Source organism: Actinomadura gamaensis, from assembly GCF_042652125.1.
Classification (GTDB): Bacteria; Actinomycetota; Actinomycetes; order Streptosporangiales; family Streptosporangiaceae; genus Spirillospora; species Spirillospora gamaensis.
This window is the reverse complement of sequence record NZ_JBHSIT010000012.1, coordinates 17,536-43,350: the sequence shown is the minus strand read 5'-3', so window position 1 is coordinate 43,350 and position 25,815 is coordinate 17,536. Positions and strand designations below refer to the sequence as shown.

At 71.4% G+C, this 25,815-nt stretch carries 18 protein-coding genes; 14 read left to right on the top strand and 4 right to left on the bottom strand.

The genetic code is table 11. From position 1 onward, the window contains the following. The first annotated feature begins 34 nt into the window (after positions 1-34). The gene (locus tag ACFPCY_RS33920) at positions 35-1,768 is read left to right on the top strand and encodes a pyruvate dehydrogenase (RefSeq protein WP_378262160.1); all 1,734 of its coding nucleotides are present in this window, start codon (positions 35-37) and stop codon (positions 1,766-1,768) included. 52 nt (positions 1,769-1,820) lie between these two features. Here the strand turns inward: ACFPCY_RS33920 and ACFPCY_RS33915 are convergent, their stop codons facing one another. Then, positions 1,821-2,228, bottom strand: a complete 408-nt coding sequence (locus ACFPCY_RS33915) for an ATP-binding protein (RefSeq protein ID WP_378262158.1) — start codon at positions 2,226-2,228, stop codon at positions 1,821-1,823. A gap of 483 nt (positions 2,229-2,711) precedes the next feature. On the opposite strand from ACFPCY_RS33915, the gene ACFPCY_RS33910 reads away from it, so the two are divergent. The 4 genes from ACFPCY_RS33910 (at position 2,712) to ACFPCY_RS33895 (ending at position 7,027) form a co-directional block, all read left to right on the top strand. After that, positions 2,712-3,680, top strand: coding sequence for a hypothetical protein (locus ACFPCY_RS33910; protein WP_378262156.1), 969 nt, complete (start codon positions 2,712-2,714; stop codon positions 3,678-3,680). A gap of 180 nt (positions 3,681-3,860) precedes the next feature. Continuing rightward, positions 3,861-5,030, top strand: a complete 1,170-nt coding sequence (locus ACFPCY_RS33905) for an FAD-dependent monooxygenase (RefSeq protein WP_378262154.1) — start codon at positions 3,861-3,863, stop codon at positions 5,028-5,030. 60 nt (positions 5,031-5,090) lie between these two features. Continuing rightward, positions 5,091-5,894, top strand: a complete 804-nt coding sequence (locus ACFPCY_RS33900; RefSeq protein ID WP_378262152.1) for a phosphatase PAP2 family protein — start codon at positions 5,091-5,093, stop codon at positions 5,892-5,894. Between the two features lie 50 nt (positions 5,895-5,944). Next, positions 5,945-7,027: a lysylphosphatidylglycerol synthase transmembrane domain-containing protein gene (locus tag ACFPCY_RS33895; protein ID WP_378262150.1), complete on the top strand. Its 1,083-nt coding sequence runs from the start codon at positions 5,945-5,947 to the stop codon at positions 7,025-7,027. 12 nt (positions 7,028-7,039) lie between these two features. Here the strand turns inward: ACFPCY_RS33895 and ACFPCY_RS33890 are convergent, their stop codons facing one another. Beyond that, complete coding sequence (locus tag ACFPCY_RS33890) at positions 7,040-9,025, bottom strand: ABC1 kinase family protein (RefSeq protein ID WP_378262148.1); 1,986 nt, start codon at positions 9,023-9,025, stop codon at positions 7,040-7,042. A 370-nt stretch (positions 9,026-9,395) separates the two neighbouring features. Between ACFPCY_RS33890 and ACFPCY_RS33885 the strand changes: the two genes are divergently transcribed. The 6 genes from ACFPCY_RS33885 (at position 9,396) to ACFPCY_RS33860 (ending at position 17,408) form a co-directional block, all read left to right on the top strand. Beyond that, positions 9,396-10,661 (top strand): NAD-dependent epimerase/dehydratase family protein, encoded by a 1,266-nt coding sequence (locus ACFPCY_RS33885; protein WP_378262146.1) that lies wholly within the window; start codon positions 9,396-9,398, stop codon positions 10,659-10,661. Further along, a complete protein-coding gene (locus tag ACFPCY_RS33880; protein WP_378262144.1) occupies positions 10,658-11,386 on the top strand; it encodes a glycosyltransferase family 2 protein in 729 nt (242 codons plus the stop codon). Before ACFPCY_RS33885 ends, ACFPCY_RS33880 begins: the two co-directional genes overlap by 4 nt. Next, complete coding sequence (locus ACFPCY_RS33875) at positions 11,383-12,108, top strand: TIGR04282 family arsenosugar biosynthesis glycosyltransferase (RefSeq protein ID WP_378262142.1); 726 nt, start codon at positions 11,383-11,385, stop codon at positions 12,106-12,108. The genes ACFPCY_RS33880 and ACFPCY_RS33875 overlap by 4 nt, the downstream gene beginning before the upstream one ends. Then, the gene (locus ACFPCY_RS33870) at positions 12,105-12,761 is read left to right on the top strand and encodes a methyltransferase domain-containing protein (RefSeq protein ID WP_378262140.1); all 657 of its coding nucleotides are present in this window, start codon (positions 12,105-12,107) and stop codon (positions 12,759-12,761) included. Before ACFPCY_RS33875 ends, ACFPCY_RS33870 begins: the two co-directional genes overlap by 4 nt. A 455-nt stretch (positions 12,762-13,216) precedes the next feature. Then, positions 13,217-14,320: a molybdopterin-dependent oxidoreductase gene (locus ACFPCY_RS33865; protein ID WP_378262138.1), complete on the top strand. Its 1,104-nt coding sequence runs from the start codon at positions 13,217-13,219 to the stop codon at positions 14,318-14,320. Between the two features lie 1,672 nt (positions 14,321-15,992). Then, the gene (locus ACFPCY_RS33860; RefSeq protein WP_378262136.1) at positions 15,993-17,408 is read left to right on the top strand and encodes a hypothetical protein; all 1,416 of its coding nucleotides are present in this window, start codon (positions 15,993-15,995) and stop codon (positions 17,406-17,408) included. A 47-nt stretch (positions 17,409-17,455) separates the two neighbouring features. On the opposite strand, the gene ACFPCY_RS33855 is transcribed toward ACFPCY_RS33860, so the two are convergent. Continuing rightward, positions 17,456-18,109: a rhomboid-like protein gene (locus ACFPCY_RS33855; protein WP_378262134.1), complete on the bottom strand. Its 654-nt coding sequence runs from the start codon at positions 18,107-18,109 to the stop codon at positions 17,456-17,458. Positions 18,110-18,402: 293 nt separating this feature from the next. Beyond that, positions 18,403-19,701, bottom strand: coding sequence for a L,D-transpeptidase (locus ACFPCY_RS33850; protein ID WP_378262132.1), 1,299 nt, complete (start codon positions 19,699-19,701; stop codon positions 18,403-18,405). 312 nt (positions 19,702-20,013) lie between these two features. Between ACFPCY_RS33850 and ACFPCY_RS33845 the strand changes: the two genes are divergently transcribed. The 3 genes from ACFPCY_RS33845 (at position 20,014) to ACFPCY_RS33835 (ending at position 25,630) form a co-directional block, all read left to right on the top strand. Next, positions 20,014-22,455: an alpha-N-acetylglucosaminidase gene (locus ACFPCY_RS33845; protein ID WP_378262130.1), complete on the top strand. Its 2,442-nt coding sequence runs from the start codon at positions 20,014-20,016 to the stop codon at positions 22,453-22,455. 209 nt (positions 22,456-22,664) lie between these two features. Next, positions 22,665-25,490 (top strand): class III lanthionine synthetase LanKC, encoded by a 2,826-nt coding sequence (gene lanKC, locus ACFPCY_RS33840; protein WP_378262128.1) that lies wholly within the window; start codon positions 22,665-22,667, stop codon positions 25,488-25,490. 8 nt (positions 25,491-25,498) lie between these two features. Further along, positions 25,499-25,630: a SapB/AmfS family lanthipeptide gene (locus ACFPCY_RS33835; RefSeq protein WP_378262126.1), complete on the top strand. Its 132-nt coding sequence runs from the start codon at positions 25,499-25,501 to the stop codon at positions 25,628-25,630. The last annotated feature ends 185 nt before the right edge of the window (positions 25,631-25,815 follow it).

Here is a 25,815-nt window from a genome sequence, read left to right as displayed (position 1 = left end):
GCCGAATAGAACGTTCCAAACTGGAGGCGCGGACATGGCGACGGTCGCCGAGCAGCTCATCGAGACCCTGAGGCAGGCGGGCGTCAGGCGGATCTACGGCGTGGTGGGGGACAGCCTCAACCCCGTTGTGGACGCCGTCCGGCGCGCCGAGGGCATCGAGTGGGCACACGTCCGCAACGAGGAGGCCGGGGCGTTCGCGGCCGCCGCCGAGGCCCAGCTCACCGGGCGGCTCGCCGTCTGCGCGGGCAGCTGCGGCCCCGGCAACACGCACCTGATCAACGGCCTCTACGACGCGCAGCGCACCGGCGCGCCCGTGCTCGCCATCGCCTCGCAGATCCCCAGCGCGCAGATCGGGACGGGCTTCTTCCAGGAGACGCATCCCGAGCGCGTGTTCGCCGAGTGCAGCGTCTACCGGGAGCTGGTCAGCGGACCCGAGCAGATGCCCCGGATCGTCCGGACGGCCGTCCAGCACGCGGTCGGCCTCGGCGGCGTCGCGGTGCTCGCCCTGCCCGGCGACGTCGCCGACAAGGCCGTCCCGATTCCGGTGGGACGCTCCGACCTGCTCGTCCGCAAGGGCGTGCTGCACCCGCCCGCCGAGCAGGTGGACCGGCTCGCGCGGCTGGTCAACGGCGCGTCCAAGGTCATGCTGTTCTGCGGGGACGGCGTCCGCGACGCGCACGGCGAGGTGATGCGGCTCGCGCGGCTGGCGCTGTCGCCGATCGGGCACACGCTGCGCGGCAAGGAGTGGATCCAGTACGACAACCCCTACGACGTCGGGATGAGCGGGCTGCTGGGCTACGGCGCGTGCTACGAGGCGATGCACGAGGCCGACCTGGTCCTGCTGCTCGGCACGGACTTTCCCTACGACCAGTTCCTACCGGGAAAGCGGACCGTCCAGATCGACAGCGACCCGTCGCGGCTCGGCCGCCGCACGCCGCTGGAACTGGCCGTCCACGGGGACGTGGGGGAGACGCTGCGGCAGCTCGCGGGCAAGGTCCAGCAGAAGACGGACGGGACCTACCTGGAAACGATGCTGCGCAAGCACACCCGCTCGCTGGAGAAGGTCGTGGACGCCTACACCCGCGACATCGAGCACCACACGCCGATCCATCCCGAGTACGCCGCGTCCGTGCTGGACGACGTCGCCGCCGACGACGCGGTGTTCACCGTGGACACCGGCATGTGTAACGTGTGGGCCGCGCGCTACCTCACCCCGAACGGGCGCCGCCGCATCATCGGCTCGTTCCGGCACGGCTCGATGGCGAACGCGATGCCGCACGCGATCGGCGCGCAGTTCGCCCACCCCGGCCGCCAGGTCGTCTCGGTCTCCGGGGACGGCGGGCTGAGCATGCTGCTCGGCGACCTGATCACGATCTGCCGGCACCGGCTGCCGGTCAAGATCGTCCTGTTCGACAACGGCTCGCTCGGCATGGTCGAGCTGGAGATGCTGGTGGACGGCCTGCCCGCGCACGGCACCGACAACGGCGCGGTCGACTACGCGGCGATCGCCCGCGCGGTCGGCATCGACGCCGTCCGCGTCGAGGACCCGGCCCGCGTCCGGACGGCCCTCACCGAGGCGTTCGCGGCCGACGGCCCGTACCTGGTGCACCTGCTCACCGACCCGAACGCGCTGTCCATCCCGCCGAAGATCACCGGCGCGCAGGTCAAGGGCTTCGCGCTCGCCGCGGGACGCACCGTCCTGAACGGCGGCGTCGGCAAGATGCTCGACCTCGCGCGCAGCAACCTGCGCAACATCCCCCGCCCCTGACCGCCTCCACCGTAACCGCGCACCGCGGGTCGCTCGGCGCGGTCGAGAGGGGTCAGGCCAGGGGGGACGGGAGGTCGACCTCGAACCACAGGTGCGTGCCGCCCGTGGTCTGCTCCAGCCCCCACTCGGCGGCGAGCACGTCGATGACCGTGAGGCCGCGGCCGTGGTCGACGCGGTCACTGGCGGGCTCGTCGTCCGACCGGCGGGCCGGGCCGCCGTCGCGGACCGCGACGCGCAGCCGCTTCCCGTCCGCCGCGATCCGCACCCGGATGGGGTTGGTGCCGTGCAGCACGGCGTTCGCGATCGCCTCGGCGCCCATCAGCTCGACGTCGTCGAGCAGCGAGGCGTCGCCGACCAGCTTCGCCGCGCGCTCGCGGACCGTGCGCCGCGCGGCCTGCCCCTCCGTCCGGCCGCCGGTCAGGACGAGCTCGTCGCCGAGGAGCTGCATCACGCCGGTCACGACCCGCGGCCGGGACGGGCGGACGGGCGGGGAACCGATGCCGATGTGCCGAATGTCACTGGATCACCACACTGTGAGAGCGGAGACGCATCGCAATCATTCACCTCCGGTGCGTGACCGGGCAACGCGCCACGAGACTTGGTCTTGACCTGTTCCGGTCGCGGGCCTCGCCTGCCCCCGGGCGCGGCCGCGGCCGCCGGGTGGGCGCGCCGGGCCGGTGCCCGGGCCTCGGTGCGAGGTCCGGGCGGGGACCGCTCCAAGATAGGACGGAACCCGAACGCCGCGCAGCCCAACGGGCCGGAACCTGCCGGTGCGGTGTCCCCGCCGCCCGTCGCGACGTGGGCCGACGCCGTCCCGCCGAGTCCTCGCCGGGTACTCACCGGGTGCTCAAGAACGCGAAAATCTCCGTCTTCGCGGACGATTCGCCGGACGTCCGGGCGTGTCACGATCGCAGTTCCGTGAATCCCACCCCGGAGTCGCGTCATGCAACCCGTCGTCCTCGCCTGCGCCGCGCAGGCGGTCTACGTCGTCGCGTTCGTCCTGTTCCGGTCGGCCACCACGCGGATGCCGCCGCTGACCGGCCGGCGGCCCCTCAGGGTGACGCTGGAGGTGCTGCGAAGCCCCCGCTGGACGTTCGGGTTGCTGCTCCTCGGGGCGGGCTTCGCCCTGGGCGACACGGCCCTCCTGCACCTGCCGGTCGCCGCGTCGCTGCCCGCGTTCGGGATCGCCCTCGCGCTCCTGCTGGGCATCGCCGCCGGACGCCTCGGCGAGCATCCGACCGTCCGCGAGTGGGGCGCGCTCGGCCTGACCGTCGCCGGGATGGCGGCCGTCTCGTTCTCGATGGCGCAGGGACTCACGTCCGCGCCGTCCCGTCCGGGGGACGCCGAGGGGTGGCAGTTGGGTCTCGTCGCCGCGCCGTCCTTGTTGCTTCCGGGATGGCTGCTGTGCACGCGTGACCGCACGCTTCCCGGACGTCACGCCCGTCCGCAGACCGGCGTCGCGTACGGACTGGGCGCGGGCGTGCTGCTGGGGACCGCCGAGGCCGCCGGGCTCGGGTTCGCGCTGCGGCTGACGCACCACACGGGTCCGGGGATCGTCGAGGCCGTGCTGCTGCTGGTGGCGGGCGCTCTCGGGCTGGGGCTGGCGTCCGTGGGGCTCCAGCACTGCCGGATGATCGTCCTGGTGACGGTCACGACGGTCACCGCCAAGATCCATCTGCTGGTCGCCGCGACCTGGCTCTACGCCGAACCGTGGCCGACCGCTCCGGTCGCGCTGGCGACGCGCCTGGCCGGGGTTCTGCTCCCGGCGGCGGCCGTCCTTCTGTTCCCGCACCACGACCCGCGTCCGCCCCGAACGCCCCGAACGCCCCACGCGCCGCGGCACGGACGGGGCGGCACCTCGGCTGAGCATCCTGCTTTCGTGTCCGAGCACCGCGCGTCCGTTCGGAGCTGAGCGCGGTCCTGCGCCGTTGACGTCCGGCTCGAAGCGGCTCGAAGCGGCTCGGTGCGGCTCGTGCGGCTCGGTGCGGTGCGGTTCGGTGCGCGGATGGTCAGCGGACGGTACGCCGCCGGTCAGCGGTCGCGGCGACTCTTCGGTCATCGCGAACGCCAACCGAGCGAATGGAGCGGGACCATGGAGAACACCAGCGTGCTGATCTCGGGTGCGAGCGTCGGCGGACCGGCCCTCGCCTACTGGCTGACCCGGTACGGGTTCGACGTCACGATCGTGGAGGTCTCGGACGGCCCGCGCCCCGGCGGGCAGGCGATCGACGTGCGCGGACCCGCCCTGGAGGTCGCCGCCCGGATGGGCGTCCTCGACGAGATCCGCGCCGCGCGGGTCCGGATGCGCGGCATGTCGATGGTGGACGCCGACGGCAACGAGCTGTTCCGCAGCGAGGAGCGCACGATCACCGGCGGCGACCTGGACAGCCCGGACGTCGAGATCCTGCGCGACGACCTGTCGGCCATTCTCGCCGAAGCCGCCGGGGACGGCGTCGAGTACCTGTACGGCGACTCGATCGCCGGCCTGGAGCAGCACGCGGACGGCGTGCGCGTGTACTTCGCGTCTGGCGCGCAGCGCGACTTCGACCTGGTCGTCGGCGCGGACGGCCTGCACTCCAACACCCGGCGGCTGGTCTTCGGGCCGGAGGACCGGTTCATCCGGCACCTCGGCACCTACCTCGGCGTCTGGACCGCGCCCAACTTCCTCGGCCTGGACGAGTGGCAGGTCTTCCACCAGGTCCCGGGCAGCTCGTGGGGCGGCGGCGTGATGAGCGTCCGGGAGAACCGGGAGATGCGCGTCTACCTGGGCTTCGAGTCGGCCGAGCCGATCTCCTACGACTACCGCGACACGGCCGTGCAGCGCCGCCTGCTCGCCGAGCACCTCGCGGAGGGCGGCTGGGAACTGCCGCGCCTGCTGGAGACCATGAAGGACGCGCCGGACTTCCACTTCGACGCGATGGCGCAGGTCCACATGGAGTCCTGGTCGTCCGGACGGGTCGTCCTGCTCGGCGACGCCGGGTACTGCGGCTCTCCGCTGTCGGGCCAGGGCACGACGATGGCGATGGTCGGGGCGTACGTCCTCGCCGGTGAGCTGAAGGCGGCGAACGGCGACCACCGGAAGGCGTTCGCGGCCTACGAGAGCGAGCTGCGCGACTACGTCGCCGCCAACCAGGAACTCGCCCTCACCAACAAGGCACGCGTCGAGGCCCAGCAGGCCGCCGACGCCGGACACCCGGACGAGGCCATCGACTTCCAGGACTTCGGCGAGATCGTCAACTCCCTCGTCCTCAGGTCCTACTGACCGCGCGGAGGGCGCGTGTCGGGGGTGCGGGTGGGGCGGGTGTCGGATACTTCGTGGAACATGGGATCTGCGGAGGACGACCGCCCGGACGAGCCCGCGATCGGCTGGTCCGGGGAGCGCGGGTGGTGGACGGTCGCCGGGGGCGTGGCGGCGGTGCTGTTCGTCGCGCTCGCCGTGACCATGGCCGTGCGGGACGGACGGCCGCTGCCGGGCGATCTCGGACTGCACGACTGGTGCGTGGCGCACCGTCCGGGCGGGATGCGGACGTTCGGGGAGCTGATCAGCGACACCGGGACCGGGCTCGTCCCCTATCTGCTGGCGATCGGCGCGGGGATCGTGACGGGCCGCCGGGTGGACGCGTCGCCCGCTCCGGCGGACGGTGCCACGGGGTCGCCCCCGGCCCGGACATTGGCCGGAACCGGGTGGGGCTGGCGGGTTTGGCGGGGCGCGGAGGCGCTGCTGCTCCTCCTGGTCGTCCAGCTCGTTCGGTACGGCTTGATGGACTGGGTGGGGCGGCCCCGGCCGCCGGTCGCGGACTGGGTGACCCGTCCGTCGGGAATGTCCTTCCCGTCCGGGCATACGACGACCTCCGCGGCGGCGGCGCTGCTCGTCGTCGGCGCGGCGGTGCTGACCTCGCGCGGAGCGGTCCGCGCCACGGTCGTGACGGTCGTCCTCGTGTGGGCCGCGCTGGTCGGGCTCAGCCGGATCTACCTCGGCGTCCACTGGCCGACCGACGTCCTCGGCGGCTGGCTGCTCGTGGCCGCGGTGGGCGGCCTGGTGTGGACGCTGCCCTGGCGGCGGGGCCTCGGGCCCGGTCGGCGACGCCTCGGACCCCCTGGACGAACCGGACAGGACGCCCAGTAGTGACTTCCGTATAACGCAACCATAACCGTCGTGTGCTTACCATCGGCCTCATGACGAGAGCCGAGGTTCCCGCCGACATCGACGCCGAGGAGCGGCGGCGTTCGGGCGTCCGGACCGCCGCCCTCTGGATGTGGCCCTGGTGCCTGCTGCTGGCGACCGCCGCCGCCTGCGCGGTCGCCGCCGTCTCCGCCGACGCGCCCTACGCCGACGACGACGCCCTCGACCTGCTCGGCGGCTGGGGCCGGGACGCGCTCGGCGGCCTGGACGCGGTGCCGTGGGCCGTCGTCCCGCTGCTGGTCTTCCTGACCGTCACGCACTACGCGTGCACGGCGAAGGCGCTTCGCTCCGCGTCCGGACGTCCGCTGCCGAAGGGCGAGACGTTCGCCGTGCAGATCGCGGCCGCAGCAGCCAGCCGCCTCGTTCCGGCCGGGATCGGCAGCCTCGCCGTCCTCAGCCGGTACCTGACCCGGCGCGGCCACACCGGCGCCGAGGCGGTCGCGGTCGTCGGCCTGACCAGGCTCGCGGGCGGCCTGTCCGCCCTCGGGCTGTTCTTCGCGCTCGGCGCCGGGCACTTCCCGAACCCGTCGGCGATCGGCTCGCACCTGCGGCACGTGCGCGAGCCCGGCCCGTCCGCCGCCGGTCTCGTCTTCGTGGTGCTCGGCGCGACGACCGCGACGTTCGTCGTGCGCCGCCGCGCCACCTCCGACGGACGCCTCGCGCGACTGCGGCGCCGGGTGCGCCGGGCCATCGCGGACGCCGTCCACCAGGCCACCGAGCTGCGGCACCGTCCGCGCGCCTGCCTCACGCTGCTGCTCGCGACGCTCGGCACGCCGCTCGCGCTCGGGACGGCCTTCTCGGTCAGCGTCATCGCCTCGCCGGGCGGCCCCGGCTTCCGGCACGCCGGGACGCTGCTGCTCGTCTACCTGGTCGGTTCCGCCGCCGGAACCGCCGTCCCGCTGCCCGCCGGGACGGGCGCGAACGAGGCCGCGCTGATCGGCGCGCTCGTCGCGACCGGCATCGCCGGGACCGCCGCCGTCCAGGGCGTCCTGCTGTTCCGGGCCGTCACGTTCTGGGCGCCCGTCCCGTTCGGCGTGCTCGCGGCCCGCCGCCTCCGCCGCACGAACGCCCTCTGATTCTTCTGGGGGCTACCGGAATCCTGGTTTGGGACGGAAGACGCCGACCAGGACGCGCAGGGCCAGGATCGAGCAGACCACGAGCATCCCGTAGCCGAGGAACTGGTACAGCGACACCGAGGCGGTCATCGCCGGGCCGCTCTTCAGACCCAGCAGCAGGACGGCCATGATCCCGGCGGTGGACGCCAGCAGCGCCAGCAGGAACTGGTGCAGGAGCCCGGTGACGGTCGCCCGGTCCCGCTCGTCGGCGAAGAGGCGGACGTTCACCGAGAGGCGTCCGCCCTCGATCGCGGAGGTGATCCGGTCGAGGCGGCGCGGCAGGCGGCGCAGGGTCGGCAGCAGCGCGACCAGCTCGCCCGTCGCCGCCTCCTTCAGCGACTCGGGACGCAGCCGTTCGGCGAGATGCGCCCCGCCGAACGCGCGCGCCTCGCCGACCATGTCGAAGCCGGGGGCCAGCTCCGTCAGGCCGCCCTCCAGCGTCCCGAGCGCCCGGAACACCGCCGCGAACTCGGCCGGGACGGCCAGCGCGAACCGCGCCATCACCCGGAACAGCTCGGTGAACATCGCCGCGTCCGGGGCCTGCCCGGCGGCGAGGTGGCGCGCCATGAACGCGCCGACCGCCCGCTCCAGCGCCTGCTCGTCCAGCTCGTCCGGACGGGCCGTCACCTCCAGCAGGGCGTCGGTGAGCGCGATCGGGTCCGCCCGGTTCACCGCCAGCAGGATGCGGCCGAGCGCGGCGCGCAGCTCGCCGTCCAGGCGGCCGACCGAGCCGAAGTCGATCAACCCGAGCCGGCCGTCGTCGAGGAGCAGCAGGTTGCCGGGATGCGGATCGGCGTGGAACACCCCGTCCAGCATGATCTGCCGCAGCATCTCGTCGAGGAGGTCGCGCGCGAGCGTCGCGCGGTCGAGACCCCGCCGCTCGATCGACGGACCCGCCTGGCTCAGCGGCACGCCCGCGAACCGTTCCATGACCAGGACGCGTTCGGTGCACAGATCCTCGTGCGGACGCGGAACCCTCACGCGGGCGTCCTGGTGGGTCACGTCCATCCCGCGCGCGCACGAGGCGGACGCGACGGCGGCCATGTTCCGCGTCTCCACCCGAAAATCGAGCTCTTCCTTCAGCGCTGCGGCGAAACCGTTCGCCAGGTCGATGACGCCTAGGGCACGCCCCCAACCGGCGCGTGCGTCGAGCGTCCGCGCCAGGCGGCGAACGATGTCGAGGTCGCGCTCCACGACCGTCCGCACTCCGGGCCGCTGCACTTTCACGACGACCTCCTCGCCCGTCCGCAACCGCGCCGCATGGACCTGCGCGACGGACGCGGCGGCCAGCGGCTCGCGCTCGAACTCGGCGAAGACCTCCTCGACCGGCGCGCCCAGCTCGTCCCGCAAGACCCTCTCGATCCGCTCCCACGGAACCGGCGCGGCGCGATCGCGCAATCGGCCGAGCTCCGTGACGAACTCCTCCGGCAGGACGTCCCGCCGCGTCGACAGCACCTGCCCGAGCTTCACGAACGTCACGCCACCCCGATCGAGCGCGGCGGCCAGTGAATGCGCCAACCGCGACCGCGACTCACCGTCCGGCCTGGCACGGCCGCTCACATACGGGCCGAGCCCGGCGCGCACGAAAATCCAGCTGATCTGCCAGTAGCGGCGAGTGCGCGCCGCCCGCGCGCGCAGGGAGCGAACCCAGAAGAGCGGCGACGGGATCGTCCCGGTGGGGACGAACGCCTCCCACACCACCAGCACGACCATCGCGATCAGCAGCGCGCACGCCCAGCCGAGCACGGAGAACCAGATCGCCGCCGTGAAGTTCGGGGCGTCCGGGCCGATACCCCGCATCAGCCCCTTGAGGACCGGGTTCGCCACCGCCTCCCCGACCGCCGCGGCCAGAACCGTCCGGAACAGCGAGAATCGCGTGTTGAGCAGCCGCCTGGCGCCGAACGCCAGGAACCCGATGATCAGCGCGGACCCCGCGACGAAGCTGAACCAGAGAACCATGATCGAAACGTAGGCGCGCGGGACCGCACCGGCCATCACCCGTCCGACCGAGCCCCCTCCCTCGCGGGAGCGAACTTCACACAGCACATCGCGCGCGACGTTCTCGCGCGCCGCACCGCGGGGGGCGAAGCCCTGACGAGATGCGCCGGGGGCGAAGTCTTCGTGCGCCGCACGGCGCGGGCGAAGTCTTCATGCGCCGCACGGCGCGGGCGAAGTCTTCATGCGCCGCACGGCGCGGGCGAGGCCCTTACGAGATGCGCCGGGGGCGGAGTCTTCGTGCGCCGTACGGCGCGGGCGAAGTTCTTACGAGGTTCATACGTCCCGCGCGGATTCGGACCGACGGCCCGTCCCGCGACCTACGTTCGGGGCCATGCGAGTGCTGCTCACGGGATCGGCGGGCTTCATCGGCTCCCACATCGCGGACGCGCTGGACGCGTCCGGCCACGAAGTCCGCTTCCTGGACACGACCCCCACCCGCCGCTACGCGGGTGCCAACGCCGACGCCGACCAGCCGACGCGAACCCGGCCGGCCCCCGACCCCCGCCTGCCCCACGCGACGCCCCCGAGGCGACCAGGCAACGGGCAACCATTCGAGGACGTCCGAGACGCGTCGGTGGTCAGAACCTCCCGCGTCACAGCCGCGGTCAGCAACGCCCAGGACGCCGCGGCAGCGGTCAGGGACCCCCGCGACACAGCGACGGCCGAGAACGCCCAGGACATGGCGACGGCCGGGAACGCTCGCGACGCGGCGTCGGTCGGGGATGTGCGGGATGCGGCGACGGTCGCGCGCGCCCTGGAGGGCGTGGACGCCGTCTGCCACCAGGCCGCGATGGTCGGGCTGGGCGTGGACGTGTACGACCTGCCCGCCTACGCGTCCGTCAACGTGCAGGGGACGGCCGTGCTGCTGGCGGAGATGGCCCGCGCCGGCGTCCGGAAGCTGGTGCTGGCGTCGTCCATGGTCGTCTACGGCGAAGGCTCCTACGAATGCGCCCGCCACGGCTCGGTAAGGCCGGGCCCGCGCGCCGAGGAAGCACTGGCCGCAGGAGCGTTCGAGCCGACCTGCCCGCTGTGCGCCGAACCCCTCTCACCAGGGACGGTCGACGAGCAAGTGCCGCTCGACCCGCGCAACGTGTACGCCGACACGAAACTCGCCCAGGAGAACCTGGCGGCGTCCTGGGCGCGCATGACAGGCGGCTCGGTCACCGCACTCCGCTACCACAACGTCTACGGCCCCCGAATGCCCCGCGACACCCCGTACGCGGGCGTCGCCGCCCTCTTCCGCTCGGCCCTCCTGCGAGGCGAGGCCCCGAAGGTCTTCGAGGACGGACGGCAGCGGCGCGACTTCGTCCACGTCTGCGACGTCGCCCGAGCGAACGTCCTGGCCCTGGAGCGACCGCCCGGCGCCCCCTTCGCCGCCTACAACATCGCGAGCGGACGCCCCCGGACGATCGCCGACCTGGCCGAGGCCCTGTCCCGAGCCTGCGACGGTCCGCGTCCCGAGATCACCGGCGACTACCGGCTCGGCGACGTCCGCCACATCGTCGCCAGCCCCGACCGCGCCGCCGCCGACCTCGGTTTCACCGCCGAGACCACCTTCGAGGACGGCATGGCCGAGTTCGCGGCGGTGCCCGCATGACGACCGTCGAAGTGATCCTGCCGTGCCTGAACGAGGCCGAGGCCCTGCCCTGGGTCCTCGACCGCATGCCGCCCGGCTACGTCCCGCTCGTGGTGGACAACGGCTCCACCGACGCGTCCGCCGCCATCGCCGCCCGCCACGGCGCCCGAGTCGTCCACGCCCCCCGCCGCGGCTTCGGCGAGGCCTGCCACACCGGCCTCCTGACCGCCACCACCGAAGTCGTCTGCTTCATGGACGCCGACGCCTCCCTGGACCCCCAAGACCTCCCCGCCCTCACCTCCCCCCTGCTCTCCCCACCCCACACCCCCATCGGCCCCCCGAACGCGGCTCGTATCGCTGACGCTCGTACTGCTGATGACCGGCCGACTCTGGTCTTGGGACGCCGCCGACCGACCGGGTGGCGGTCGTGGCCGCCGCACGCTCGCGTGGCGAACCGGGTCCTGGCCCGTGAGCTGAACCGGCGCGCCGGGACGTCCCTCCACGATCTCGGCCCGATGCGTGCGGCCCGCCGGGCCGACCTGCTCGCCCTGACCCTGTCCGACCGCCGCTTCGGCTACCCGCTGGAGATGGTCCTCAAGGCGGCGCGCGCGAACTGGCGGATCACCGAGCTGGACGTCCCCTACCACCCGCGGACGGGCCGTTCCAAGGTCACCGGAACCCTTCGCGGGACGATCCGGACCGTCCACGACATGCGCGGCGTCCTCACCACGGTCGGTGCGGCATGAACATCGACCTGATCGTGATCGCGAAAGAACCCGTCCCGGGCCGCGTCAAAACCCGCCTGACGCCCCCTTTCACACCTCACGAGGCGGCGGCCCTGGCCGAGGCGTCCTTGAAGGACACCCTCACCACCGTCACCGCGACCCCCGCCGTCCGCCGCATACTGGCTCTCTCCGGCACACCGGGCCCCTGGCTGCCGGACGGCTTCGAGGTCGTCCAACAACGCGGCGACGGCCTGGATGAGCGCCTGGCCAACGCCTTCGACGACGCCTACGAAGGCCGTCCGATCCTCCTCGTCGGCATGGACACGCCGCAGCTGACGCCGTCGCTGCTGACGAAGGCCGCACTCGCCTTCACCCACCACGACGCCGTCTTCGGCCCCGCCTCCGACGGCGGCTTCTGGCTACTCGGCCTCACGACCCCGAACCCAGCACTCCTCCGAGGCGTCCCCATGTCCCGCCCGGACACCGGCCGCCACCAACTAGCCCGCCTGGCCGCCGCAGCCCTGTCCGTGGCCCACCTCCCCGTTCTCACCGACGTGGACACCGCCGAAGACGCAGCAACGGTCGCCGCCCAAGCACCCACCACCCACTTCGCCGCGACCCACCGCACCCTCACCACCCCTCAACCCAGCCACCTCTCCCTTCCCTCTTCGAGCTGGAAAGCACCAAGTGAGTACTCGCGGGCCGTCCGCCTCATGCCCTCTCGCCCCGGCGGACGCTCATGATCGGTGAACTGTACGAGCGAGCGCTCAGCGACGACGCGCAAGCGTTCGGTTCGACCTCATGTGTCGCGCTCGACGAGCGAGCGCCCGTCTCCTTCCAGATCGAGGACGAGTCAGGTGGACGGCGTCCGCTGCCCGTGAGGGACTGGCTCCGTCTGCGTCCGGGCGATGAGGGAATGCTCGCTCGCTCCACGGGACCCGTCCTGGACGTGGGGTCGGGGCCGGGCAGGTTGACCGTCGCGCTCACTGAACGCGGCGTTCTCGCACTGGGCATCGACATCGCGCCGACCGCCGTGGCGATGACCGTCGCAGCAGGCGGCCCCGCCCTGGTGGGAGACGTGTTCGCCCAGGTTCCCGGGTCCGGTCTCTGGCAGACGATCCTGCTCGCGGACGGCAACATCGGCATCGGCGGCGACCCGTCCGCGCTGCTCCGGCGCTTGGCGCAGCTTCTCGCCCCCGAAGGCCGAATCCTCGCCGAGGTGAACGCCCCGGGCGTACCGTCCCGACGCGAGCACGTGCGCTTGCGCCACGGCGAAACCGTGGGCCCGTGGTTCCCCTGGGCCCAGGTGGCCGCCGACGACCTTCCCCAGTGCGGCCTCACCGTGTCCGAGCGCTGGGAGGAGGCGACCCGATGTTTCGTCGCCCTCACCGCCTAGGCCGCAACCACCCCTCACGCTCTGCCTCGTCCGCATCATCTCAGCTCCGGGCGCTCCGAAGCCCGCAATCGCGGCCGCCGGACGAAGCAGTCGACGACCCTCAACCCCAACGCCCCCGCGCCCCAGGACGTGAACTCCCCACTCCAAGACCTGGACTTTCCACTCCGGAACCTGGACTCCCCACTCCCGGATCTGGACTCCCCAGTTCGGGACGTAAGCTCCGCAATCGGGGGCCTGGGCTCCGCAAGCCGCCAGCACAGGTAAGCGGCCTGCCTGCTCGGCGCGCGGACCAGCCCGACGATTCCTCGTCCACTCGGCGCGCGGACCAGGCCGACGACTCCTCGTCCCCTCGGCGCGCGGACCAGGCCGACGACTCCTCGTCCACTCAGCGCGCGGACCGGGCCGACGACTCGCCGTCCACTCGGCGGGTCCTGGACGAGGTCTTGCGCCTCCCGATGACCCTCGAAGGGCGTTTCACCAGCCGCTTCCATGATGAGCGGATCGCGGCGTGGCTGGGCATGGCGCTCGGCGTCTCGTTCGGCACGGCGTTCATCACCGGCTTGATCAGCCACTTCATGCAGCATCCACCGGAGTGGCTGCACTGGCCGTCCAGGCCGGTCAACTTCTACCGCCTCACCCAGGGCCTGCACGTGATCGGCGGTCTGGCGACGATCCCGCTGCTTCTCGCGAAGCTGTGGACGGTCTATCCGAAGCTGTTCCGGTGGCCGCCGTTCCGTTCACTCGCCCACGCAATGGAGCGGGGCCTGATCTTCCTTCTCGTCGGGGGAGCGCTGTTCCAGCTCGTCACGGGCCTCTTGAACATCTCCTACTGGTACCCCTTCCCCTTCTTCTTCACGGTCGCGCACTACTGGACGGCGTACATCGTCGTCGGCGCGCTGATCATCCATGTCGCGAACGAGTGGGCCAAGGCCCGCCGGACTGTGATGCGCCGGCCGAACGACGGCCTGGACCGCCGCTCCTTCCTTCTCTCGGTCTTCGCATCCTCGGGTGCGGTGACCCTGCTGACCGTCGGTGAGACCGTCTCGCCGCTGGCTCGCCTCGCCCTGCTGTCCCCGCGCCGTCCAGGCGTCGGACCGCAAGGGCTCCCGGTGAACCGCTCCGCCGTCGCAGCGGGCGTTACCGAGTCAGCGCGCGATCCCCGCTGGCGGCTGCACGTGACCGGACGCGTCCAGCGCGAACTCAAGCTCTCGCTCGCTCACTTGCACGCCATGCCGCAACACACCGTCCGCCTCCCGATCGCCTGCGTCGAAGGCTGGTCCGCATCCGGAACCTGGACCGGCGTGCGTCTCCGCGACGTCCTGACACGAGCAGGAGTCCCAGCCGATGCGCAGGTCCGGGCCGAATCCCTGCAAGCAGGCGGTGCCTACCGCACGTCCCAGGTGGACCCCCGACACTGGCGTGACCCGGACACCCTTCTCGCCTTATCTCTGAACGGCGAGCCTCTGGCCCTCGACCACGGCTTCCCGTGCCGCCTGATCGCGCCCAACCGCCCAGGCGTCCTCCAAACCAAATGGCTCACCACCCTGGTCGCCGAATGACTCAGAACTCCCCTTTCGCTTTCGCGCTGACCTCCCACCCCGCCGGCGAACACGACCTCGGGAACCGGGTCCCAGTGGACCGCGGTCCAGCGAACGGCGTTGGCACAGCGTTGCTTCCGCGCACGGAAGTGCCGGGAAGGGCGCTGCCGCGCGCGGCAAGGCGGCCAATGGCTACGGCGAGAGCGCTGAGATCGTCGCGGACGCAGACCTCAATGCCGACGCTGTGGAGCGGCGGGGCGGACGACCCCTGCTCCGAGGCCGAGGACGCAGGTGAACGTGCGGTGCATGGTGCGAGCGGCGGTAATCGGAACGCGGACGCCAAGAGCACCTGCGCGCCTGGGGCGGACGACCGAGACGTGAACGAGGCGGACAACCCAGATGTGGAAGAGGCGGACGACTCGGGTCGGGATGAGATGGGCGGCCCAGGCCCGCGCGAGACGGACGATCCGAGCGGAGGTGAGGCGGGCAGCCCGGGCCGTGGTGAGGCGGGCGATCCGGGCCGTGGTGAGGCGGGCGATCCGGGCCGTGGTGAGGCGGGCAGTCCGGGCCGCGGTGGGGCGGGCGATCCGAGCCTCAGTGGGACGGGCGATCCCGGCCTGGAGACGGCGAACGATCGGAGCGCGCGTGTTGAGGACGCCGAGGTCGATGTCTTGGACGGTGGGCTTCCGGATGGCGGGGGCGTTGGCGGTCGTCCCGGCGGGGGACAGGGGCGGAGGCGGAATGAGGGCGGAGACGTGGACGCTGATGCCGTGTTCGGTGGGTACTCGGAGCGTCGGGCCGGGGCTGACGAGGGGATAGCCGGTAACTGCGGTCGTTTTGAGGCAGGCCTTGTCGCTTCCTCAGCGGGTAGCGGCTCTCCAGGACGTAGCAGCTCCCCGGCAGATGGCAGTTCCACGGCAGACGGCTCCCCGGCAGGTGGCGGCTCCCCGGCACGCGGCGGCGTCGGGGGCGGGGGGCGTTTTGCGGGTGGAACGAAGGCGGGCGGGGTCTCTCGGGGTGCGCGGGCTCCTCTCGGGCGATGGGGTGCGTATCTGGTCGGGGCGGGGTTCATCGCGGTTGGCCTTTCGGGTGTGGTGGCGCATTCGCGGCCAGGTGGATGGGCGTTGTGGATCGGCGGGGCGGTCGCGGCACATGATGCGTTGGTCGCGCCCGTCGTGCTCGTGGTCGGCACGGTGTTGGGGCGTCGGCGACGGCTGAAGACCGGGTTGTTCATCGCAGGCGTTCTGGCGGTGGTGGCGTTGCCGCTGATGCTCGGGTACGGGCGGCGGGCCGATAATCCGTCGATCCTCCCTTCGGACTACCTCCTTAATTGGGGAGCTGTGGCGGCTGTCGTCATGGGTGTTTGTTTCGTGCCATGGCGAGGGCTTGGTCGTGGCCTGAGGTTTGTATTCGTTGCCGGTTTTGGAAGACGGGGGGATTCCTCTCGGGCGCTCAACAGCGGGTCAGGACGTCGCGGGCGAGCGGGTCGTGGTGGGCCGGACATGTTGCGTGGTGGCGGGTCCGGAGGCGTGGCGGCTGGGCGGTCGGGGGCGTGGGCGGACGAGGCGTCCGGCAGTGGTCGAGCGTCTGTGACGGCGCCTCGGGCGGGTGGTGCGGCTCGCAGGGAGAACGCGCCTCTGGATGAGCGGGATGCAGGTCGGCCGGTTGAGCGCGAGGCGGAGGAGCGCGGGGAATGAGCGAGCGACGTCTTGAAGGTGGCGCGCTGGAGCTGCGGGGACAGGACGAGGCCCGCGAACTGCCCGGGGCTCGTCCTCCTGGCGAGGACGTCGAGTCGGGGCCGCGGCGCAGGTCGCGGTTCGGGCAGGGCAGGTTCGGCGTGGGGCGCGGAGTTTGGGGCGTCGGGGTCTGGGGTGCGCTGATCGTCGGGGCGTTCGCCGTCGGGGAGGCGATGCGGCGGGCGGGGCTGGCCACCGAGGACGCCTTGCCGCCCCTGCATGCCAAAGCTCGGCTTCTCACCTGGCAGATGGCACCGGCCGTCGTCTGGGCGGTGGTCGCGGTCGGGCTGCTGCCGGTCGCCGCACGCAGGTTGGGATGGCGCAGGCTGCTCGCGCTTTCGTGGATGGCGGGGGCCGGGTGGGCGGTGGTTCTGGCCTTCAGTGACGGAAGCGGGGCGCTCGCTCGGCCGTTGAACGCTCCGACCGAGTATCCGGCGGGGCTGGCGGCGGTCGGCGGGGATCCGCTGCACTGGCTGCGTACGTTCACCACCGAGCTGTACCGGTACCCGACGCACGTGCGGGGGCATCCGCCGCTGCCGACGCTGGTGTTCTGGGCGCTGGACGCGTCCGGACTGCACGGGACGCTCTGGCCCGCGCTGCTCATCATCGCGGTCGGGACGTCGGCCACGGTCGCCATCGCCCTGACGGTGAAGGTGGTGGCCGGCGAGCCGGTGGCCAGGCGGGCATTGCCCTTTCTCGCCCTGTCTCCGCTCGCGCTCTGGATCGCCACATCCATGGATGCCTTCTTTCTCGGTGTCGGTGCCTGGGGTGTCGCTTTTGTGGCCGTGCGCCGGCCATTTCTCGGTGGCTTTCTGCTCGGCGCCCTGCCCTACCTAAGCTATGGACTGCTTCCCCTCCTGGCCCTACCGAGCGCCGTTCTGTGGATAACCCGTCCACCAGTGCGGTTCTGGATAGCGTTGGCGGCCGGATTCGCCGTCATCCCCGTCGCCTTCACGGCGGCAGGGTTCTGGTGGCCGGACGGCGTTCACGCCACTCTCGACACGTATCTCGTCAGCGGGGGCTCGGCACGCAGGTCCTACTGGTACTTCCTCGTCGCGGACTTCGCAGTCCTGGGAATCCTCACCGGGCCCGCCATCGCCTACGTGTTGCCGTCACTTCTGACGGGAGGTAGGCGAAGGCTGGCCGCGCTACGAGCCGAGCCGATCGGCCTCCTGGCTGTCGCCGCACTCGTGGCGGTCCTCAGCCTGGACGTGGCGGGAGTGACGAAAGGCGAAGTCGAACGCATCTGGCTGCCGTTCGCCGCATGGCTGATTCCGGCTGCAAGCGCCCTACGCGCGCCCGCGCGCGGATGGCTCGCAGCGCAGGCCCTCACGGCGATCCTCGTCCAAGCGCTCGTGCTCTCCGGATGGTGAGTGCCAGGAGCGCTACGAATATGCCTCGGCAGGTAAGCCGAGTGGCCTCAGGGAGTTGAGGGTTCGGCTGCTGGGGCTTCTGCTGGAGGGGAAGTGGTCGGGACGTCCCGCGCTAGCGAGGCCAGTCGATTGCGGCGGAACAGTAGGAACAGCGGCACGGACAGGACCATCACTGTGACGTGCCCGACCGCGGCGACTTCCAGTTGGCTGAGGCCTACGAAGAGATAGGGCCAGAGGGCCCACATTCCGGCGATGGCGATAGGACGCCACCACCACGTCCCGAACAGAATCACTAGGACGAGCCCAGGGACGAGGACGAACGACGGTCCGACGTCGAGCTGGTAGCGAGCGCTCTCCGGAAGCGTCCCGTGCGTGAGACGCCACGCCACGATGCCTTCGCTGAACAGCGTTCCCACCACGTGCAGGAGGACGAAGAGCAGAACCGTCCGGCGATTCCCCAGCAAGGCGTTCACCGGGAACAGCGCGACCACCGCCAACCCCACCCACGCCAGCGGATAGGAGTCGGGTACCAGCGCGGAGCCGGCCAGGGAGCCCACGGGATGGTGCGACAGGTTCGCCACGTTGGTGCTCACCCAGTCCACCACGCGGGCCTTCTGCACCGGTGACAGCAACCAGACCACGGTCTCCGCTATGGCTAGTGCCGCAACGTACGCCCAGGTGGCCGCTCTGGTCCTCAGCACGACTCCATAGTGCACCCTGGCGAAAGCGCTCCGCGTGGCGGGAGGGCATCTTCACACCGGTTCCCAGCGGCCCGCTCGGCTCTCCTCGTGCGGGCGCGCGCAACGGCGTCCCGACGCAACGGCGAGCCTGCCCCGGACGCGACGGCGAGCCCGCCCCGGACGCGACGGCGAGCCCGCCCCGGCGCAACAGCGAGCCTGTCCCGGCGCAACAGCGAGGCGGCCCGGCCTTCTCGGGGAGGAGAAGTGCCGGGCCGCGTCCGGAGGGGCCGTGGAAACGGCCGCAAACGGAAGTGTTACTGCGTGGGCTGGCTGGACGGCTGCCCCGAAGGCTGGGCCGGGGGAGTGGACGGGGAGGTCGAGCCACCGAGGGGAGCGGTCGTGATGGGCTGGCCGAGCTTGCTGCCCTTGACCCACTTGTCGAACGACATCTGCCAGTAGCCCCAGCCGTTCGACCACTCCAGGGAGCGCCCGGTGGGCGTGATGGTCACCATGTCGCCCCGGTAGGACCAGCCGTAGAACCATTCCGCGTCCGAGGCGGGGGAGCGGACGCAGCCGTGCGAGCAGTTCCGGTCGCCCAGGCAGGACGGGTCGTCCATGTTCTGGTGGATGTACTCGCCGCTGTTGGAGATGCGCGTGGCGAACGGCACCTGCTCGTCGTAGTAGCCGGGGTCGCCCTTCTTCTTGCCGGGGGCGACCATCCGCTCCAGGCGGCTGTGGTCCATGGTCAGGTGGATGCCGCTGGTGGTCTTCAGGTGGTCCACGCCGTCGCCCTGCACGTCGCCGCCGGTGCCGAGGCTGACGCCCCACTTGCGGACGACCGTCCCGTTCTTCTTCACGGTCAGCTTGTGCGTCTTGTTGTTGACCGTAATGGTGTGGGAGTCACCGATCCGGAACTTGCGGGTGACGTCCTTGTCGCCGTAGACCGAGTCGCCGATCTTCAGGCCCGCGTAGTGGACGATCAACTCGACGCGCTGGTTCGCCTGCCACGGCTCCTTCGTCCGGAACACCAGCGACGGCAGCCCGTTGAACGACTCGCCCGCGCTCAGCCAGCGCCACGCGCCCACCGTCGGGTAGGTGGACTTGATCTCGATGGCCTTCTCGATGATCGGCTTGGCCTTGTCCGGGACCTCCTTGTTGAACTGGACGAAGATCGGCATGCCGGTGCCGACCTTCTCGTTCGGGTCCGGGATGACGTTGCTGATCGTCGTCCGCGCGGTGTCGTCGACGGTCCGGAAGGAGCTGGTGGCGTTGGCCGTCTTGCCCTTGCTCGACGACGCGACCGCCTGGACGGTGTACCTCCCGCCCGGGATCAGCGTCCAGGTCGAGTGCCAGGTCTTCTTGTCGGCCGACAGCGTGCCGGGCACGTCCGCGTCCTTCAGCTTGACCAGCACCTGGCTCAACGTCCCGCCGGACGCCGTCACCGTCACGCCCGCGTCCGGCTTCGCCTTGGCGGTGCCGTTCGCCGGGGTGATCGTGATCGTGGGGACGCCTTCCTCATGTCCGGCGGTCTTGGCCTTGCCGTCCCCACCGCCACCGCCGCACGCCGTCGCCAGTCCCAGGACCAGCGCCACCACCAGGGCCTTACCTCGCACGGTTCTCCCTCATCAGCCCGCAATCCGCAGAAGTCACATTAGCGACAAGAATGCCGTTCCCCGTCCGCATTCCCCTCCCGGCCCCGAACCGGGAGGACGCACGCCCGGCACCATCCGTCCCGCTCCGGACGGTACGTCGATCAGTTGAGACGCCGGAAACGTCCCTTCGGTTCGGATCCTCCGCAGGGGAAACCGCGTGGCCCGCCCTCCCTCTGCACGGACGACGGGCGGCCCGGGTTCGGCCACCTTCCTACCTCGGACGCGCGTCCGGCTCGCTCCACGGCCGCTTTCGGCCATGCCGAAGCCTGCTTTTTGTCCACCGCCGCTGCGGACGCGGGGCGAAAACGTCGCGCCCGGTCGCGGATAAGTGACAGACCGTTTGCGTTGACCGCCACGGGCGGCGCGTTGATCATCGGTATGCCGCATCCCGGATCATCGAGAGGCCGCATGAGCCACGGATCCCCGCCCGATGCCCAAGGCGAACGCTCCCAAGAGGCACGTTCCCTGGACGCGCTCCGCCCACAGGCAGGCTCCTGGGACACACGTTCCAGGGACGCGGGCACCAGGGAGGCGGGCACCAGGGAGGCGGGCTCGTGGGACACAAGGCCTGTCGAGGCGCTCCTGAACCGTCTCCTGCCCGCGTCCGCCCAGCGCCGCATCGAACTCCGCGCGCTGCCGCTGTCACCGGACGAGCTTGCCGCTCAGCCGCGCGCGGAGCGGTACCAGGTCGAACGCCGAGACGACGCGGTCCGCATCAGCGCGACCACGCCGAGTGCCATGCTCACCGGCTTCAACGCTTACCTGGAGCGGGTCGTCGGGGTGAGCGTCTCGTGGAACGGCGATTCGCTCGACCGGCTCGTGGACGCGCGTATGCCGCTCCCCACGCGGGAGCTTCACGGCGAGGCCGTCGTCCGGCATCGGTACGCGGGCAACGACACCGATGACGGCTACACCGGGCCGTACCGCGATTGGCAGCAGTGGGAGCGCGAGATCGATGTCCTCGCGCTCCATGGCATCAACGAGGTTTTCCTTCCTGTAGGCGCGGAGGCCGTCTACTTCGACGCTTTCCTAGAGTTCGGCTACACGGCGGACGAGCTGCTCTGCTGGATCCCGCAACCCGGACACCAGCCCTGGTGGCTCCTACAGAACCTCTCGGGCTTCCCCAGCGCGCCGAGTCTGCAACTGGTCGAGAAGCGGGCCGCTCTAGGACGCCGCATAGCCGACCGCCTACGCGAACTCGGCATGACGCCCGTCTTTCCCGGATACTTCGGGACGGTCCCGCCGGGCTTCGCCGAGCGCAACGCGGGCGCGCGCGTAGTACCCCAGCCCGACTGGATCGGTTTCACGCGTCCCGACTGGCTCGACCCCACCTCGCCGCAGTTCGCCCGCGTCGCGCAAGCCTTCTACGCCAGTTCCGAACGGCGCTTCGGCGCGTCCACCGCCTACAAGATGGACCTGCTCCACGAAGGCGGGACGGCCGGACCCGTGGACATCGCCGCTGCGACGCGGGCCGTCCAGAACGCGCTGCACGCCGACCGTCCGGGCGCCACGTGGGTACTGCTGGGCTGGCAGGAGAACCCGCGCAAGGAGATACTCGCCGCCGCCGACCGCAGCACGCTGTTCATCGTGGACGGCCTCTCCGACCGCCGTCTCGACTTCGACCGTGACGAGATCTGGCTCGGTACGCCATACGCGTTCGGCTCCATCTGGAACTTCGGCGGCCACACCACCATCGGAGCCAACGCCGGGCTCTGGCCGGACCGTTTCCGTGAGTGGCACTCCCGCCCGGGCTCCGCGCTGGACGGCATCGCCGTGCTGCCGGAGGCGTCCGACAACAACCCGGCAGCCTTCGCGTTCTTCACCGACCTCGCTTGGCGCGACAACAAGCTCGCCTCCGGGAGCGCCCGACGCTCCGAGCGATCGGGTATCGATCCGCAGGCCTGGTTCAGCGCATGGGCGGATCGCCGCTACGGCGCTCCCGATCCGAACGCCGCGCGCGCTTGGGAAGTCCTCGCGACGACCGCGTACGGGATGCCGCAGGACGGATGGTCCGAGCCGCAGGACGGCCTCTTCGCCGCCACGCCGTCGCTGACCGCCGCGTCGGCCGCCCCCTGGTCACCTCGGAGGTTCCGCTACGACCCGGAGATTTTCGCGCACGCGCTGCCCGCGCTGCTCGCCGTCGCCCCCGACCTGCGCGCGAGCAGCGCGTATCGCTATGACCTGGCGGACGTCGCCCGCCAGGTCCTCACCAACCGCAGCCGCACCCTGCTTCCCAAGCTAAAGGCCGCCTACGACAGAACCGACCGGCCGGCCTTCGACCGCCTCGCGGCCGAGTGGACGGCCCACCTCGACCTGCTGGACGAGATCGCGGCCGCGAACCGGCAGACCATGCTCGGCCCCTGGCTCGCCGATGCGCGCCGCTTCGCCACCACGGCCGACGAGGGAACGTCGCTGGAGCGGGACGCGCGCATTCTGCTCACCGTCTGGGGAACGCGCGCCGGGGCCGAAGCGGGGCTCGCCGACTACGCCAATCGCGAATGGTCCGGGGTCATCAGCACCTACTACGCGCCTCGCTGGAAACTCTTCCTGGACGAATGCTCTGAAGCCATCGCCGAGAACCGTGAGCCGCGCCTTATCGACTGGTACGGGTTCGGCGTCGATTGGGTGCTGAACGCCGGGCCTCTCCCGGAAGAGCCGGCTGGTGACGTCCATGAAATCGCCACGCGCGTTCTGAAGCTCACCCAGTCACGCTAAAGCTCGCCCAGTCCCGGGGAAGCCCACCTGGTCCCGCTGGAGCTCACTCAAACGCTTCATCATCCGATGCTGTGAAACGCACACATGGCACCGTGCGTTCCTCACAATCAACTGTTGAGATTTCACCCTTGGCGGCGGCCGTCGCGTCCGAGATGCTTTCTCCAGTCGAGTTCAGACCCGTTGCAGCCGAGTTCTCGGGAGGAGCCGCGGTGGACCAGTACGAGCCCTACTGCCTGGCCGACCTGTTCTTCTACGACAAGCTCGGCCAGCGGCAGAACGAGGCCTCCGACTTCCCTCTCGTCACCCGCCCGGTGCCCGAGGGATGGGTCCGCCACGACTCCGACGTATGGATGTACTACGCGCCGAAGGGCGAGGGGCAGCTGCCGCCCCAGGGCTGGAAGATCCACGTGTCCGCGCGGCTCGACGACGCGGAGCGCGCCCTGGAGGTCGTCTGGGACTACTGCGTTCCGCGGGGGATCGTGTTCAAGTACCTGCGCGGACGGTCCGTCCTGCTCATGCGCAACTCCAAGGCGGCCTCGCGCGGCGCCAGCGGCAAACTCGTCACCATCTACCCTCGTGACGAGAACGAATGCGAGGTCATTCTCAAAGAACTCGACGAGCTGCTCGAAGGCGTCGAGGGACCGTACATTCTGAGTGACCTCCGCTACGCGAACGGTCCGCTCTTCGTGCGCTACGGAGGGTTCGCCGAGCGGCGCTGCCCGGGCAAGGACGGCGAGCTCGTCCCGGCCATCGAGAACGGCGACGGCGAACTGATCCCGGACGTCCGCGGGACGACGTTCGCGGTGCCCGAATGGGTGACGCTGCCGTCCTTCCTGGAGCCGCATCTGGAGGCGCGGAACTCCGTCCGCGTGGACGAGATGCCGTACGACTTCGAAAGCGTCCTGCATTTCTCGAACGGCGGCGGCGTCTATCTCGCGAAGGACCGGGCGACGGGCGAGCGGGTCGTCCTGAAGGAGGCCCGTCCGCACGCGGGACTCGACGTCATCGGGCGCGACGCGGTGACCCGGCTGAAGCACGAGCGCGACATTCTCGAACGCCTCTCGGGGTTGGACGCGGTGCCGGCGCTCCGCGACTACTTCGTCCTCGGCGAGCACCATTTCCTGGTCGAGGAGTTCGTGGACGGCAATCCGCTCCAGCGGCAGATCGTCCAGAAGTATCCGCTGACCAAGGCGACCTGCGACGAGGCCGCGCTCGCCGAGTACACCGACTGGGCGCTGGGGATGCTGGGCCAGGTCGAGTCGGCCGTCGCGCAGCTGCACGAGCGCGGCGTGGTCTTCGGCGACCTGCATCCGAGCAACATCCTGGTGACGGCGTCCGGGCGGCTCTGCCTGATCGACTACGAGGTCGCCGTCCTCGCGTCCGAGCAGGCCCGGACGACCCTCGCGAACCCGGCGTTCCTCGCGCCGCGTGACCGGCGCGGGCTGGACGTCGACCGCTATGCCCTGGCCTGCCTGCGCTACTACCTGTTCGCGCCGCAGACCACGATCACGCTGCTGATGCACCGGCAGAAGGCGTGCCAGCTCGCGGACCTGATCGCCGAGACGTTCCCGGTGCCGCGCGCCGCGTTCGACGACGCGATCACCACGCTCCTCGGACCGGACGCCGACCCGGAACCGTCCCCGCTCGACACGCTCCCGCTTCCCGGGCTGGCGCCCTGGCCCGAAGTGCGGGACGCGCTGCACCGGTCGATCCTCGCCTCGGCGACGCCCGAACGCGACGACCGCCTCTTCCCCGGCGATCCGGCGCAGTTCCGCGACGGCGGCGCGATCAACATGGCGCACGGGGCGGCGGGCGTCCTCTACGCCCTGGCCGAAACCGGCACCGAAGTCCCGCCGGAATACGCCGACTGGCTCGCGCGGCACGCCCTGAGCCCCGAGGTCGGCACGCCGCTCGGCTTCTACGACGGGCTCCACGGCGCCGCGCACGTCCTCGACCGCCTCGGCCGCCGCCGCGACGCGCTGGACATCGTGGACATCTGCCTCCGCGAGAAGTGGGAACAGCTCAGCCTGAACCTCTGTTCCGGCCTGGCCGGAACGGGCCTCAACCTCTTCCACCTGGGCGAGGCCACCGGCGAGAGCGAGCTGACCAGCGTCGCGTCCCGGATGGTCGAACTCTGCGCCGAACGGCTCGGGGGCCCGGACGACGTCCCGGAGATCAGCGGTGGCGAGCATCCGCGCGCCGGCCTGATGCACGGATCGTCCGGCGTGGCCCTGCTCTTCCTGCGCGCCTACGAGCGCGGCGGACCGTCCGAACTGCTCGACCGCGCCGCCGACGCCATCCGGCAGGACCTGCGCCGCTGCCTCCTCGCCGAGGACGGATCGCTCCAGGTCAACCAGGGCTGGCGCTCCCTGCCGTACCTGGACGAGGGGTCCGTCGGCATCGGCGTCGTCGTCGCCCGCTACCTCCGCCACCGCGACGACGAGGAGTTCGAGCTCGCGCTGAGCCGCCTGGCGCGGGTCGCGGAATCGGGCTACTTCGTCCAATCCGGGCTCTTCACCGGTCGCGCGAGCATCATCGCCGCGCTCGCGGCGGGGCTCCGGCCGGACGGACGCGCCGTCCCCGGTCCGCGCGCGGACGCCGACCCGCGGCTCGACGCGCAGATCCGCGGCCTCCGCTGGCACGCGATGCCGTACGGCGGCGGGCTCGCCTTCACGGGCGACCAGCTCATGCGGCTGTCGATGGACCTCGCCACCGGCACCGCCGGGGTGCTGCTCGCGCTGGCGTCCGCCCTCGACGCGCGGCGGCCCTCGCTGCCCTTCCTCCTCGACGACGCGCCGCTCATCGGCGGCCCGTCGCTCTCACCAGCCGGTTCGTCCGGCGCCGACGCCGGCACGTCCGGCCTCCGCGCCGGCTCGGCCGGTGCCGACGCCGGTTCGTCCGGCGCCCTGGCCGGCTCGTCCGGCCTCACAGTCGGTCCTTCCGGACGCGTGGAGACCCTGGCCAAGGTGTCCCCATCGCGTGTCCCACCGGAAAGGCCCGGATCTGTCCACCCGCGAGAGGGAAAGGGGGTGTAGCACCCACTATGGCGCTTCTCGACCTGCAGGGCCTTCAGGCCCCCACCGCTTCCGGCGGTGCCAGCGGCGGCAGCGGACTGACCGTCGCGACCTGCCAGTCGCACACGCCGAGCAACCTCAGCCTGGCGCTCTGCCACTGATTCTCGGCACCCGGGCGTTCCAGCCCGGCCGGTCGCCCCTGAGCCGACCGTCCGGGACGCCCATGCCGCCGTGTGCGGTGCGGTTCGCCGCGCCGCACGCGGCGGCCTTCTACTGACCTCTCCCGGCCGCCGCATCGACCTCGGATCACCGAACCGACCTCGGATCACCGAACCGACCTCGGACC